The sequence below is a fragment of the Pantoea sp. SIMBA_079 genome (assembly GCF_046940275.1).
GTDB lineage: Bacteria > Pseudomonadota > Gammaproteobacteria > Enterobacterales > Enterobacteriaceae > Pantoea > Pantoea borealis.
This window is the reverse complement of record NZ_JAWRYR010000004.1, coordinates 299,381-312,062: the sequence shown is the minus strand read 5'-3', so window position 1 is coordinate 312,062 and position 12,682 is coordinate 299,381. Positions and strand designations below refer to the sequence as shown.

The window sequence follows — 12,682 nt, the reverse complement described above, 5'->3', positions numbered from 1 at the left end:
ACAGGGAGAGGTAACAGCATGAAAAATGATGAGAAAAAACCGCGGCGTCGTTCGCAGGCAGCAACCGCAAAACGCGCCGCTATCCTGCAGGCGGCGCTGGCGCTGTTTTCTCAGTTCGGTATTCATGGCACCAGCCTTGACCGGGTGGCTGAAGGCGCGGAGGTGTCAAAAACGAATCTGCTCTACTATTACCCTTCAAAGGAAGTGTTGTATGTCGCAGTGCTGAAAGAGATTCTGGATGTCTGGCTGGCACCGCTGCGCGCGCTGCGCGCTGACCAGGATCCCCTGACGGCCATTCGCCACTATATTCGCCTGAAGCTTGAGGTCTCCCGCGATCATCCCCAGGCTTCCCGGCTCTTCTGTCTGGAGATGCTGCAGGGAGCCCCGCTGCTGCGGGGTGAACTGGCGGGCGATCTGAAAGCGCTGGTAGAGAGCAAGGCGGCTATTGTCGAGCAGTGGATCAGCGCCGGGCAGCTGGCTGCCGTTCAGCCGCAGCATCTCTTCTTTATGCTCTGGGCTACCACGCAGCACTATGCGGATTTTGCCTCGCAGGTTGAAGCGGTCACGGGTCAGACGCTGCAGGATCCCGACTTTTTTGCGCAAACGCTGCATAACGTAGAGCGGATGATTATTGAAGGCATTCGCGTGCGCTAACGATTGATGGAGGAGAGGCATGGATTCGCTGTCGCAACTGGCGCTGGGCGCTGCCGTTACCGTTGCCGTCATGAACCGCCGCGTACCGGTATGGCAGGCTGCCCTGGCGGGGGCTGTAGCCGGCACGCTGCCGGATCTGGATGTGTTCATCGATCACGGCGACGCGATACGAAATATGACGCTGCACCGTACAGAGAGCCACGCGCTGCTGATCCTGACGCTGCTGGCGCCGCTGGCCGGCTGGCTGGTGGCCGGGGTCACCCGCAGCAGACAGCACTGGCGCAGCTGGTGCCTGGCGCTCTGGCTGGCGCTGATCACCCATCCACTGCTCGATCTCACTACGGTTTATGGTACGCAGCTTGGGCTGCCGATCACTGACTATCCGTTTGCCATCGGCAGTATGTTTATTGTCGATCCCCTCTATACGCTGCCACTGCTTGTCGCGCTGGGCGTGGCATTATGGCGGCGCGATGCAGCCGGCGTGCGCTGGACTCGTCTGGGCCTGTTAATCAGCACGCTTTATCTGGGCTGGAGTATGGTGATACAGGGCGTCGCCACGCAGCAGATTAAACAGCAGCTGGCACAGCAGCCTATCGTCCCGCAGCGGCTGCTGGTCACGCCGACGGCGTTTAACACGCTGGTCTGGCGCACGGTCATCATCACACCCGATCGCTATGGTGAAGCATACTGGTCGCTGTTTTCACCCCAGCGGCCGTTGCAGATTACGTGGCACGATCGTCAGATGGCGCTGCTGACGCCTTTCAAAGGGCAGTGGCATGCAGAGCGGGTTGTCTGGTTCAGCCACGGTTTTTATGCGCTGCGCCAGCAGGGCGGCAATACGCTGATCAGCGATTTGCGCATGGGGGAGGCGCCCGATTACACCTTTACCTTTAATCTGGGCAGGCCGGAGGCTCCGGCAGCGGCGCCGCAGCGCGAGCCCGCTGCGCGTCCGTCACTCCAGCGTGCCTGGCATCAGTTCCGGCAGCGGTTATAAACGAAAAAGGCCCGCTGGTGCGGGCCTTAAACGGAGCGGGATCAGGCTTTACGGCGTCGCAGCAGCCAGCCCATGGTGAGCAGCATAAACCACAGCGGTGTAACCATCAGTGCCTGACGGGTATCCTCCTGCAGCGTGAGCAGCACCAGCACGAAAGCAAAAAATGCCATGCAGACCCAGCACATAATCTTACCCAGCGGCATCTTAAACGTTGATGACGCATGACGCTGCGGATGCTGTTTACGGTAGGCCAGATAGCTGCAAAGAATGATGGTCCAGACAAACATAAACAGAATGGCAGATACCGTTGTCACCATGGTAAATACCGTCATCACATCGGGGATCAGGTAGATCAGCGCAACGCCGCCCAGCAGGCAGAAGCAGGAGAAAAACAGGCCGGTGGTAGGCACGGCGCGTGCGGAGAGGCGACCAAACGCCTTGTGCGCCACGCCCTGTTCTGCCAGACCATACAGCATGCGACTGGTAGAAAAGATGCCGCTGTTGGCGGAAGACGCCGCTGAGGTCAGTACCACAAAGTTAACAATGCTGGCCGCAGCGGGCAGGCCAATCAGTACAAACATCTCCACAAACGGGCTGCGATCCGGCATGACCTGATTCCATGGCGTAACCGCCATGATCACTAGCAGCGCCAGAACGTAAAACATAATAATGCGCAGCGGTATGGCATTGATGGCACGGGGCAGAACCTTGTGCGGATCTTTGGTTTCCGCCGCGGCGGTACCTACCAGCTCAATACCGACAAAGGCAAACACGGCAATCTGGAAGCCGGCAAAAAAGCCGCTCAGTCCTTTCGGGAACATGCCGCCATGCTGCCAGATATTACTGAGAGAGGCTGTGCTGCCGCCGGGTGAAGGATAGTGCGTGCTGACCAGTACAATACCGGTAATGATCAGAGCGACAATGGCGACAATTTTGATAATCGCAAACCAGAATTCCATTTCACCAAACAGTTTGACCGTGGCGATATTCAGCGCCAGAAAGACAAACACGCACAGCAGCGCGCTCATCCAGATAGAGAATCCGGGAAACCAGAGCTGAAAATAGGCGCTGATGGCAACCACGTCAGCGATACCGGTGACGACCCAGCAAAACCAGTAGGTCCAGCCGGTGAAATAGCCCGCCCACGGACCGAGCAGATCGGCCGCGAAATCACTAAACGATTTATATTCCAGATTAGAGAGCAGCAGCTCTCCCATCGCGCGCATCACAAAAAACAGCATGAAACCGATGATCATATAGACAAAAACGATCGACGGGCCGGCCAGGCTGATGGTTTTGCCTGACCCCATAAAGAGCCCGGTCCCGATAGCGCCGCCAATCGCAATCAGCTGAATGTGACGGTTATGCAGGTTGCGCCGGAGTTTTTCCGGCTGTTCAGCCTCACTGAGGGCTGCTTTGGATTGATCAACCATAAAGATAGCTTTCCTGTCTTGATGTTGTGTCAGCTCTGATGGCTGTTGAAATACGTGCCTTTGCACAGGGCAAGAGCGCATAAGATAGAGGAAAGGCTGCCGGGTCTGGTAATTGTTTTTTAACCTTTATGACCTTTTGCGTTTTTTACTCTGTCAGTAAAAATTTACATGGTTGCACTTTTAGTCACTTTGCGTAAATAAGCAGCGCTTTTTCATGGAAGAACAGGCAGATGAAACAGGCCAGCTACACTTAGTCACAGGTTTACAATGTGATAAGGCAGAGACAGTGCGCGCACTCATCGCGACAGGAATAATTGCTCTGGCAGGGTGGTTGGGATTGCCATGGCTGAAATCGCATCTTCCGGCGCAGTGGAACCCCTTTATCCCGCTTGATGTCACTGATGCGCCAGGCTGGATAACCCGTTACAAGCTGGAAAAATTGCGTCACGATCCCGCTGCCTGCCTGGCGGTGCTGGAGCGCGCCAGCGTGCAGGGACGGGTGAGCTATCGCACAACGCCCCCGGTACGGGGTAACTGCACCATTGAACAGCCGGTGCGCATCAGCAAATTTGGACCGGTCACGCTCAGCAGCAGTTTTCTTGCCAGCTGCCCGATGGCCGTGGCAAGTACGATGTATGTTACACGCAGTAATGCTGCCCTGCGGCAGGCGGGTATTGCCAGTCCGCTGCAGCGTATTGAGCATGTTGGCAGCTACGCCTGCCGCAACGTCTATCATCGTCAGCAGGGACGCCGCAGCGAACACGCTACGGCAGAGGCGTGGGATGTTACCGCTTTTCAGCTGGCTGATGGCCGCTGGTTACGGGTCGCTAAAAACTGGCAGCAGCCAGCCAGTAGCGCTGCCGGCTTGCATGCACTCTGGCGTAACGGCTGTGCCAGTTTTGGAAATGCACTGGGACCGGATTACAATGCTGCCCATACCACACACTTTCATCTGGGAATGCGCGGGGGCGGATTTTGCCGCTGATCTGACGGAGTGGTTAATTTTTTCAGCACCAGAACGGCATAATACTCAATTTTCGGGAAAACTATTTTAGATCCATTACATTAGAGAAGCGGTACGGGTGTTTACAAATGAGAATTATTACCTTACTAATTTTTATAGTTGAAATAAGTCATCCCTAAATAATGTTTGTCTGCGTTGATGATGAGATATTCGCCGGTATGTTCTGTCACTGAGAGCGGGCAGGATTGCGTCTCAACGTTGATTCGTCAGACGACCCGGCAGTAGATATCATTTCAGCGAAAAACAATTATATTTATTAGCCACCTCAATACGTTTCCATTTCAATCCTGTCGGACATGTTTGCCGATAGACTGGCGTAGCCGGGCATAGCGCAGGCGTCATCCCCGGGCTTGTTCAGGCAGCTCAGGCTTACAGGTTACCGGTCATAACTTTAATTATTAGTGGGATTAAAAATAGTCCATGACTAAATCATTCAGCACTTTTAATAGAGCGCGAATCTCACCGCTAATCATTATTTTACTTAAAATCGATGCTAAACTTTTATCCATCTAATTATTAATTTTAATGGCCAGAAGATTGAAACTTTATCAGAAAAATCCTATGCTGGTTTCACGTATCTTTTCACGCCTGAGACCTGGCAGGCATGTCACTGCGGCTCTCGCCAGGGGGGCAACAAATCGATAACTTTCCCGCTGTATAACGCAAATTTCAGCAGGATCCTTTTTATTCATTTCGTTCAGATTACGCTGCACCGAAATAATCGGACAAGCATCAGGGTAATAAAAGACGTTAAATACGTCAGGATAATAATGACTACCGATAATTATTTTGTCTGGCGAGCCGAAACAGAAAAAGCGTTTCAGGCGTTGACGGAGGTGGTGCAATTAAAAGCACTGTTGCAAAAGCATGTCATCGCTCTGGGGTTCGACTTCTTTGCATTTCTCGTGCAGCAGCCCGTTCCCTTTACCCGCCCGCGTTTTTTCCTGTTCAGCACTTATCCTGAATCCTGGATCCAGCATTATGAGCGGCATAACTACTATGCCATCGATCCTGTGCTGCAGCTTTGTCAGCAGTCCGGAAAAGGGATTGAGTGGCGCGCTGAGATTTTCGCCGGAGCGGCTAATCTTTGGCCAGATGCGCAGGCAGCAGGACTCCACAGCGGCTTTTCTTGCTCAGCGATGGCGTCAAATCGTGCCATTGGTATATTATCAATAGCATCACGTCAGCCCGGACGCTCCAGGCACCGCCACGTTGAGCTTGAAGTGCAGATAAACTTTCTGGCGGACCTGAGCTTACGGGTTCTTGAACGCTTAAAAGATAGCTCAATGGTGGTGCTGGCTAAGGGATTTAGTGAGCGCGAGCTGGAAATTTTGAAATGGACAGCTGAAGGAAAAACCTCAGCAGAGATTTCGCTTATTTTGGCAATATCAGAACATACGGTGAATTTTCATCAAAAAAACATGCAAAAACGTTTTAACGTTTCAAATAAAACGCAGATAGCGTGTTATGCCGCAGCGGTAGGTCTGATATAGCAAAAGGCAACTACTAATACTGGTAGTTCCCTATCCGTATTGAGTTGTCTACCCTGCGCCGGAAACTTAGCCAGGCTGGCACGATAAAAATCATTGCACACATGGGGATGTCAGAGGCGCATGATGAAAATAATTCAAACACAGCTAAAGGATATGCCTTCCTCACTGCTAGCCGAACTGGGTACCTATCGTTACAGCGTGTTTGCGCGTGGCGAAGGCTGGTCAATTCCTCCGCGGCTGAGTACACCGGGGCAGGAGTATGATCGCTACGACCGTTCAGACGTGACCTGGCTCATCGCCTGGACTGCGCGTAAAGGCATTTGCGGCTGCGCGCGGTTACTGCCGTGGCACGAGCCGGAACTGGCTGAAGGTATCATTTTGCCGTTTGCACAGGATAAAGTCTGGGAGATGTCGCGCTATTCCGCCCGGCTGGAAGTGGATGCGGAGTTGCCGCTGAATATTCTGTGGCACTCGGTGCAGCTGGCAGAGCTGAGCGGCATGGAGTACCTGATTAGCTCAGCCACGCCGATGCTGGAGAAGATGTTCGCGCAGCATAACGTCGTTTATGAGCCGCTGACACCAGGGTTAATTCAGTCGGAAGATAATCTTTTCGCTATCCGTATCCCGGTTGAACAGCCTGCACTGGCGGAAAAATATCGCGGAACGCGTCGGTTTAGTCCGGAAGAGGTTCTGCCTTCGCTGGGTGTTTCGGTTAACTGGCAGGCGCATAATTAAGACCCCGTGCGCTGCACGGGGTTGACCGCTTACTGACGGTAAGCGGTTTTGATCTGGCGGATCGTGTTGCTGAACACTTCAGCCTGGGGTTTATCAGCCAGCGCATTTTGCACATAGCGTTCCATATTGATGATAACTTTACCGGCGTCTGCCTGTCCCATGCCCTTGAGAATCAGAGTAATCATCATTTTGAGGCAGGCAACTTCGTCAGCCAGTGCCTGAGTATCACGCGACGTTACGAAATCTTCATCACTCATCTTCAACTCCCTGGTGGTATTGATTGACACAGATTGTATCTTTCCGTGTATAAAACAGAGAGTATATCATAGGTTTGCTTTCTCTTTCAGGGACCAGAAAAATCCTTATTCGATCCAGTCACAAGCAGACCGCGTGGCTGACGTCGTGATTTTTTGTTTTAAAAAGAGAAAACAGGCCGGTTTATTACAACATGCTGTTATTAAATGAAATCTTAAATCAGCCAGCTTTTTAGTTTGCAGAAAATGGATTTTTCCTGAAAAGATTTAATTATTTGATATAAGTCATTGCGTCGCAGGTTGTTCTTGTATGTCTGATGTTCAATACGCGTAAAAAACGTTAAGATTACGCTCTTTTTTTAATTATCTTTCTAACCTGCGGAGTATGTCCCGTTGATCAGTCTGCTGCTTGTTGATGACCATGAACTGGTGCGTGCCGGCATTCGTCGCATTCTGGAAGATATCAAAGGACTGGCCATTGCCGGCGAAGCAGCGTGCGGAGAAGACGCAGTAAAATGGTGCCGCCAGCATACGGTCAATGTCGTTCTGATGGACATGAATATGCCGGGCATCGGTGGGCTGGAAGCGACGCGCAAAATTGTGCGCTACAACCCGGATATACGTATCATTATGCTGACTATCCACACCGAAAATCCGCTGCCTGCCCGGGTAATGCAGGCGGGTGCTTCGGGCTATCTGAGTAAGGGTGCCGCACCTCAGGAGGTGGTGAGCGCCATTCGCGCCGTGCATGCAGGGCAGCGCTATATCGCCTCAGATATCGCTCAGCAGATGGCGTTAAGTCAGATTGAGCCGCAGAAAGCGGAATCCCCCTTCAGCTGTTTGTCGGAACGGGAATTGCAGATTATGCTGATGATTACCCGGGGACAAAAAGTTACGGAGATATCCGAACAGTTGAACCTGAGTCCGAAAACCGTTAATAGCTACCGCTACCGTATGTTCAGCAAGTTAAACATCAGCGGTGATGTAGAGTTAACGCATCTGGCCATTCGTCATGGTCTGTTCAACGCGGAGCCATTAATCAGTAGTGAGTGAACTCTTTAATCCCAAAGCCTTTCTCAGCACCGTAACCAGCCAGCCCGGCGTCTACCGAATGTATGATGCGGCCGGTACGGTGATCTATGTCGGTAAAGCCAAAGATCTCAAAAAACGCCTGAGCAGCTACTTCCGTGCCCAGACCGGCAGCCGTAAAACGGATGTGCTGGTCAGTAACATCCGTAATATTGATGTTACGGTTACACATACTGAAACCGAAGCGTTGCTGCTGGAGCATAACTACATCAAGCTTTACCAGCCACGCTATAACGTGCTGCTGCGTGATGACAAATCGTATCCTTACATTTTTCTCAGCGGCGATACGCACCCCCGGCTGGCGATGCATCGCGGTGCGAAACATGCCAAAGGTGAGTATTTCGGTCCGTTCCCTAATGGCTATGCAGTACGCGAAACGCTGGGCCTGTTGCAGAAAGTCTTTCCTATTCGTCAGTGTGAGAACAGCGTCTATCGCAATCGCTCGCGGCCCTGTTTGCAGTATCAGATTGGACGCTGCCTCGGTCCGTGCGTAGCCGGTCTGGTCAGTGAAGAGGAGTATGCGCAGCAGACTGATTATGTGCGGCTGTTTCTCGCCGGCAAAGATGATCAGGTGATTAACCAGCTGGTGGCACGCATGGAGGCAGCAAGCCAGGGGCTGCGTTTTGAAGAGGCGGGGCGTCTGCGCGATCAGATTCAGGCAGTACGCCGTATTACTGAAAAACAGTTTGTCTCAAATCAGGGTGACGATCTCGATGTTATGGGCGTCGCGTATGATGCGGGCATGGCCTGTCTGCACGTGCTGTTTATCCGGCAGGGAAAAGTACTGGGCAGCCGCAGCTATTTCCCAAAAGTCCCGGCTGACACTGAGCTGACGGAAGTGGTGCAGACCTTTGTCGGGCAGTTTTATCTGCAGGGGAGTGAGGCACGTACCCTGCCGGGCGAAATTCTGCTGGATTTCAACCTGGCGGAACGCAACCTGCTGGCTGAGTCACTGAGTACGCTGGCCGGCCGCAAAGTCAATATACAGACCAAACCGCGCGGGGATCGCGCTCGCTATCTCAAGCTGGCGCGCACTAATGCGGCGACAGCGCTGACCACTAAGCTGTCGCAGCACTCGACCATTCAGCAGCGGCTTGCGGCACTGGCCTCCTGGCTGGAGCTGGAGAGCATCCGGCGCATGGAGTGTTTTGATATCAGTCATACCATGGGCGAGCAAACCATCGCCTCCTGCGTGGTATTTAACCAGGATGGTCCGCTGCGTTCTGATTACCGGCGTTACAATATCGAAGGGATCACGCCAGGCGATGATTACGCAGCGATGAATCAGGTTCTGCGCCGTCGTTACGGCAAAGCGCTGGAGCAGGATAAAATTCCGGATGTCATTTTGATTGATGGCGGTAAAGGTCAGCTGGCGCAGGCGAAAGAGGTGTTTGCGGAGCTGGATGTCAGCTGGGATAAACACCATCCGATTCTGCTTGGCGTGGCAAAAGGCAGCGATCGTAAGGCGGGACTGGAAACGCTGTTTTTCGAAGCGGAAGGAGAGGGCGTTTCTCTGCCGCCGGATTCGCCAGCCCTGCATGTGATTCAGCATATTCGTGATGATGCTCACAATCATGCAATTTCAGGCCACCGTAAAAAACGCGCCAAAGTGAAGAACACCAGTGCACTGGAAAGTATTGAAGGTATCGGACCTAAACGGCGCCAACAGCTGCTGAAGTATATGGGCGGCCTGCAGCCGCTGATGAACGCCAGCGTGGATGAAATCGCCCGCGTGCCCGGGATCTCTTTTGCACTGGCTGAAAAAATATACCACTCGCTGAAACACTAACATTGAAACAGGGGGGGCAATGTAGGAACATACGTTAAACCCTACACACACCAGACAGTTACTGGCATATGCAATATAACATCCCAACGTGTCTTACCCTGTTTCGCGTTTTTTTGATTCCTTTTTTTGTACTGGCGTTCTACCTGCCGTTTTACTGGGCGCCTTTTGCAACCGCACTGATTTTTGTTATTGCCGCCATAACGGACTGGTTTGATGGCTTTCTGGCGCGTCGCTGGAAACAAACCACGCGCTTTGGTGCATTTCTCGATCCGGTAGCGGATAAGGTAATGGTAGCCATGGCGCTGGTGCTGGTAGCGGAATATTTCCACGCATGGTGGATTACTCTGCCTGCTGCCACCATGATTGCGCGTGAGATCATTATCTCCGCGCTGCGTGAATGGATGGCAGAAATTGGCAAGCGCAGCAGCGTTGCTGTCTCCTGGATTGGTAAAGTCAAGACCACGGCGCAAATGCTCTCACTGGTTGCGCTGCTGTGGCGTCCTGATGACACGGTGATAGGTGTGGGCGTGGTCGCACTCTATATCGCGGCAGTGCTGACATTCTGGTCGATGTTTCAGTATCTGAGCGCCGCACGCGGCGATCTGCTCGATAGCTGATCGATACGATTCAAAAAGCAGCAAACAGACGCAGTGGGTAATAATTTTATTGACTCACTGCGTGAGATAAGTAGAATGCATCGCATCGAACGGCAGCACAGCTGCAAGAAGCTGAATAAAAACAGCAAGTTCGGTAGAACAGCAGTTATGCGGGAATAGCTCAGTTGGTAGAGCACGACCTTGCCAAGGTCGGGGTCGCGAGTTCGAGTCTCGTTTCCCGCTCCAGTTTCAGCAATGGGTCACTGACCGGTTGCACATCAGAATAAAGGCGCGTTGGCAGAGTGGCCATGCAACGGATTGCAAATCCGTCTACCTCGGTTCGACTCCGGGACGCGCCTCCAGTTTACACCCTGCCCGGGTGGTGAAATCGGTAGACACAAGGGATTTAAAATCCCTCGGCTTATGGTCGTGCGGGTTCAAGTCCCGCCCCGGGCACCATACAAAAAACCGAATTAAAAAAGCACTATAAGCAATGTCGTAACCGCCCTCAGGCGGTTTTTTTGTGCCTGAGGGTTAACACATTCAACGCATGGCAATGCACGCGCAATAAATATCCTTGTTAAGTATGCACTGGCACGGCAATGTCTTGTGGCTTTTGCCGCCTGGTGACACGCTGCCTGATGTCAATCTGTATCAGCGCTAACTGCTGGCTTAATCGTTGCTCAGCATGCGCCCAAGCCGCAACCCTCCAGTCACGGTTTCACAGTGCCTCATAAGTAAGATAGGGACTGGCAATGGCTTCTCGTGAAGCGTTCCACGGGTAAACATATATTCCTGCCATCAGGCTTTGACCTGCAGTTTTTCCTCACGCTATTCTTCAATCTCCTGACAAGAAAGGCAGTGAGTAACGCCTGGACAGGCACGACAATGCAACTCTGGAATTGGCGCCTTACGGTTTTCACAGAATAGTGCTCTGATTGCCGGTGCGTGGTCGACGATTAGCGCGACGTTACGTGTGAGCATTTCTCTGGGGCGCTGCTGCACGATATCCATTGAGTCCGCCATGTGTATGCCTCCGCAATTTGCGTTAGGATCTTGTCAAGTTGCTCAGCTCGTCGGCTTCAGCCAGGCGATAATCTGTCGTAAGATCTTTCCAGGATGGCGATGCAAGTCTCAAAAATTGAGATCATTCTGTGTCACACCTCGGTGATCAAGATGCTTTCTCACTCCACCAGGAAATGTTTGTGCTCTATCGCTAAACAGCGACTGGCGGAAGACTTTAACGCTCCTTCAAAGCATGGCATCAAAAAACTACCAAAAGAAGCCGCAGTGAACCGTAAACACGCTTACTTATATGCAGTGTTTAATGAACTAAAAAGGCTGGGACATTGGAAAAGTGATAAAAAACTTGATGGTGTGAAGGCTCTTTTACGAAACTGAAAACGCGCTATCATTCTTACTATTTCAATCTTGAAAGGGTTTTTTGCATTGATTTCAGAAAGTTGTGACTGACTATTTGACAATGCTTATGATGCTTTAGGGTTCATGCACGAAAGGGCGAATGCTGAATTGCCTGACGGCCAGTGGACCCATATTTTGAGACATACGCTTGCAAGTTACTTCATGATGAAAGGTGGGAATTTACTCGTCTTACAACAAAGCTTAGAGTATTCAATCATTCAAATGACAATGCGGTACAGCCACTTTTCAACAGAAAATTTAGAGGCAGCTAACGATCTAAATCCATTTAATCAATCAGGTAAGGAGAATGGAAATTGATTTCATTTAGACAGTATTTAAATATGAATGTGGCCAGGAATTTCTATTTTTGCGTCAGTGCTGCAGGTGTGATGGTGTTTCTGATCTATTGCCTGAGAATTAGTTTTTTTCCAACAGGCATGTCATTGTCGGATGCAATATTCTTTCTTATGGTTATATTTTCCTTTTCACTTCTGATGGGGTTCTTTTTTATAGGGTGGTACTCAATTGCAAGTGTTTTAGTCTGGTGTGGGTTAAAGTTATCACTATTTTACTTTAGATTAACAAAAGTAAAAAACAACAAAGTTTACAAGTCGCTTAAACGTACTTATAGAACTGCTCTCAAGATAAAGATATTCGAAGCGATTTTCGGCTTAATTGGGGTGTCATTTATAGTAGGGGTAGTTATAGTAACATTGATTTTAAAAAGAAAAGTTCAGTTTGAGCTTGTGATTACTTCAATATTATTGTTTTCACTTTGTATTTATCTGATCATTAATGTCAATCATGACAAGAGAATCCCAAAAGAAAATAAGAAAAAAATGAAAGCTGGATTATCAATTTTTATGATTGTTGGTTTTTTTGTTTTCTCAGGTATGTGGATAGTGCTGAGTGATGGCTCTATGAAAATGATAGGTGTTAAGAAAGATAATGCAACGTTTCTATTAAAGGAAGGCGATTTAGAGATGGCAAGGCATTTGACAGGTAATCAAGATCAATCATTCTTTTATGGTGATGCTATCTTTACTGGTGTAGGGGACACATCATTACTCATCATCAATCGTAAGCGACTGATAGTGAAAAACGCCAACTTAACCATCTCTTTTTAAGCGTTGGCATGTCGGTTTTCTGTAACCATGAGCAGACGGGAAAATTCAGGTAAATCCATTTTTTACCGTCTG

At 50.7% G+C, this 12,682-nt stretch carries 12 protein-coding genes and 3 tRNA genes; 13 read left to right on the top strand and 2 right to left on the bottom strand.

What is annotated here, in order from left to right; genetic code table 11:
* Positions 1-18: 18 nt before the first annotated feature.
* Both rutR and SB719_RS08915 read left to right on the top strand, forming a co-directional pair.
* Complete coding sequence (gene rutR / locus SB719_RS08920; RefSeq protein ID WP_065649645.1) at positions 19-654, top strand: HTH-type transcriptional regulator RutR; 636 nt, start codon at positions 19-21, stop codon at positions 652-654.
* Positions 655-673: 19 nt separating this feature from the next.
* Positions 674-1,648: a metal-dependent hydrolase gene (locus tag SB719_RS08915; protein WP_304232391.1), complete on the top strand. Its 975-nt coding sequence runs from the start codon at positions 674-676 to the stop codon at positions 1,646-1,648.
* A 41-nt stretch (positions 1,649-1,689) separates the two neighbouring features.
* Here SB719_RS08915 and cycA read toward each other — a convergent pair whose 3' ends face one another.
* Complete coding sequence (gene cycA, locus SB719_RS08910) at positions 1,690-3,081, bottom strand: D-serine/D-alanine/glycine transporter (RefSeq protein WP_065649643.1); 1,392 nt, start codon at positions 3,079-3,081, stop codon at positions 1,690-1,692.
* A 286-nt stretch (positions 3,082-3,367) separates the two neighbouring features.
* Here cycA and SB719_RS08905 point away from each other — a divergent pair, with 286 nt between their 5' ends.
* The 3 genes from SB719_RS08905 to SB719_RS08895 all read left to right on the top strand — a co-directional run bounded on the left by SB719_RS08905 (position 3,368) and on the right by SB719_RS08895 (position 6,333).
* The gene (locus tag SB719_RS08905; RefSeq protein ID WP_304232396.1) at positions 3,368-4,066 is read left to right on the top strand and encodes an extensin family protein; all 699 of its coding nucleotides are present in this window, start codon (positions 3,368-3,370) and stop codon (positions 4,064-4,066) included.
* 809 nt (positions 4,067-4,875) lie between these two features.
* On the top strand, positions 4,876-5,598 hold the full coding sequence (sdiA, locus tag SB719_RS08900) for a transcriptional regulator SdiA (RefSeq protein ID WP_304232399.1): 723 nt from the start codon (positions 4,876-4,878) through the stop codon (positions 5,596-5,598).
* A 123-nt stretch (positions 5,599-5,721) separates the two neighbouring features.
* Positions 5,722-6,333 carry an acyl-homoserine-lactone synthase gene (locus SB719_RS08895; protein ID WP_065649640.1) on the top strand — a complete coding sequence of 204 codons (612 nt, stop codon included), beginning with the start codon at positions 5,722-5,724 and terminating at the stop codon, positions 6,331-6,333.
* A 29-nt stretch (positions 6,334-6,362) separates the two neighbouring features.
* Here the strand turns inward: SB719_RS08895 and SB719_RS08890 are convergent, their stop codons facing one another.
* On the bottom strand, positions 6,363-6,590 hold the full coding sequence (locus SB719_RS08890; RefSeq protein WP_039383713.1) for a DUF2594 family protein: 228 nt from the start codon (positions 6,588-6,590) through the stop codon (positions 6,363-6,365).
* 390 nt (positions 6,591-6,980) lie between these two features.
* Here SB719_RS08890 and uvrY point away from each other — a divergent pair, with 390 nt between their 5' ends.
* The 8 genes from uvrY (at position 6,981) to SB719_RS08850 (ending at position 12,610) form a co-directional block, all read left to right on the top strand.
* Positions 6,981-7,640 (top strand): UvrY/SirA/GacA family response regulator transcription factor, encoded by a 660-nt coding sequence (gene uvrY / locus SB719_RS08885; protein WP_304232403.1) that lies wholly within the window; start codon positions 6,981-6,983, stop codon positions 7,638-7,640.
* Positions 7,633-9,465: an excinuclease ABC subunit UvrC gene (gene uvrC, locus SB719_RS08880; protein WP_065649639.1), complete on the top strand. Its 1,833-nt coding sequence runs from the start codon at positions 7,633-7,635 to the stop codon at positions 9,463-9,465. Before uvrY ends, uvrC begins: the two co-directional genes overlap by 8 nt.
* A gap of 68 nt (positions 9,466-9,533) precedes the next feature.
* Positions 9,534-10,082, top strand: coding sequence for a CDP-diacylglycerol--glycerol-3-phosphate 3-phosphatidyltransferase (pgsA, locus tag SB719_RS08875; protein ID WP_065649638.1), 549 nt, complete (start codon positions 9,534-9,536; stop codon positions 10,080-10,082).
* A gap of 149 nt (positions 10,083-10,231) precedes the next feature.
* A tRNA-Gly gene (locus SB719_RS08870) sits at positions 10,232-10,307 on the top strand.
* A 42-nt stretch (positions 10,308-10,349) separates the two neighbouring features.
* A tRNA-Cys gene (locus SB719_RS08865) sits at positions 10,350-10,423 on the top strand.
* 11 nt (positions 10,424-10,434) lie between these two features.
* Positions 10,435-10,520, top strand: a tRNA-Leu gene (locus SB719_RS08860).
* 666 nt (positions 10,521-11,186) lie between these two features.
* The gene (locus SB719_RS08855; RefSeq protein ID WP_304232407.1) at positions 11,187-11,462 is read left to right on the top strand and encodes a hypothetical protein; all 276 of its coding nucleotides are present in this window, start codon (positions 11,187-11,189) and stop codon (positions 11,460-11,462) included.
* A gap of 335 nt (positions 11,463-11,797) precedes the next feature.
* Entirely contained in the window at positions 11,798-12,610 is an 813-nt protein-coding gene (locus SB719_RS08850; RefSeq protein ID WP_304232409.1) for a hypothetical protein, read from the top strand.
* Positions 12,611-12,682 lie beyond the last annotated feature (72 nt).

What these genes read in the sequence shown, in the direction of transcription:
- cycA (WP_065649643.1), bottom strand. Translation starts at nt 3,081, where the DNA reads ATGGTTGATCAATCCAAAGCAGCCCTCAGTGAGGCTGAACAGCCGGAA.
- rutR (WP_065649645.1), top strand. Translation starts at nt 19, where the DNA reads ATGAAAAATGATGAGAAAAAACCGCGGCGTCGTTCGCAGGCAGCAACC.
- SB719_RS08890 (WP_039383713.1), bottom strand. Translation starts at nt 6,590, where the DNA reads ATGAGTGATGAAGATTTCGTAACGTCGCGTGATACTCAGGCACTGGCT.
- SB719_RS08895 (WP_065649640.1), top strand. Translation starts at nt 5,722, where the DNA reads ATGAAAATAATTCAAACACAGCTAAAGGATATGCCTTCCTCACTGCTA.
- sdiA (WP_304232399.1), top strand. Translation starts at nt 4,876, where the DNA reads ATGACTACCGATAATTATTTTGTCTGGCGAGCCGAAACAGAAAAAGCG.
- SB719_RS08855 (WP_304232407.1), top strand. Translation starts at nt 11,187, where the DNA reads ATGCAAGTCTCAAAAATTGAGATCATTCTGTGTCACACCTCGGTGATC.
- pgsA (WP_065649638.1), top strand. Translation starts at nt 9,534, where the DNA reads ATGCAATATAACATCCCAACGTGTCTTACCCTGTTTCGCGTTTTTTTG.
- SB719_RS08915 (WP_304232391.1), top strand. Translation starts at nt 674, where the DNA reads ATGGATTCGCTGTCGCAACTGGCGCTGGGCGCTGCCGTTACCGTTGCC.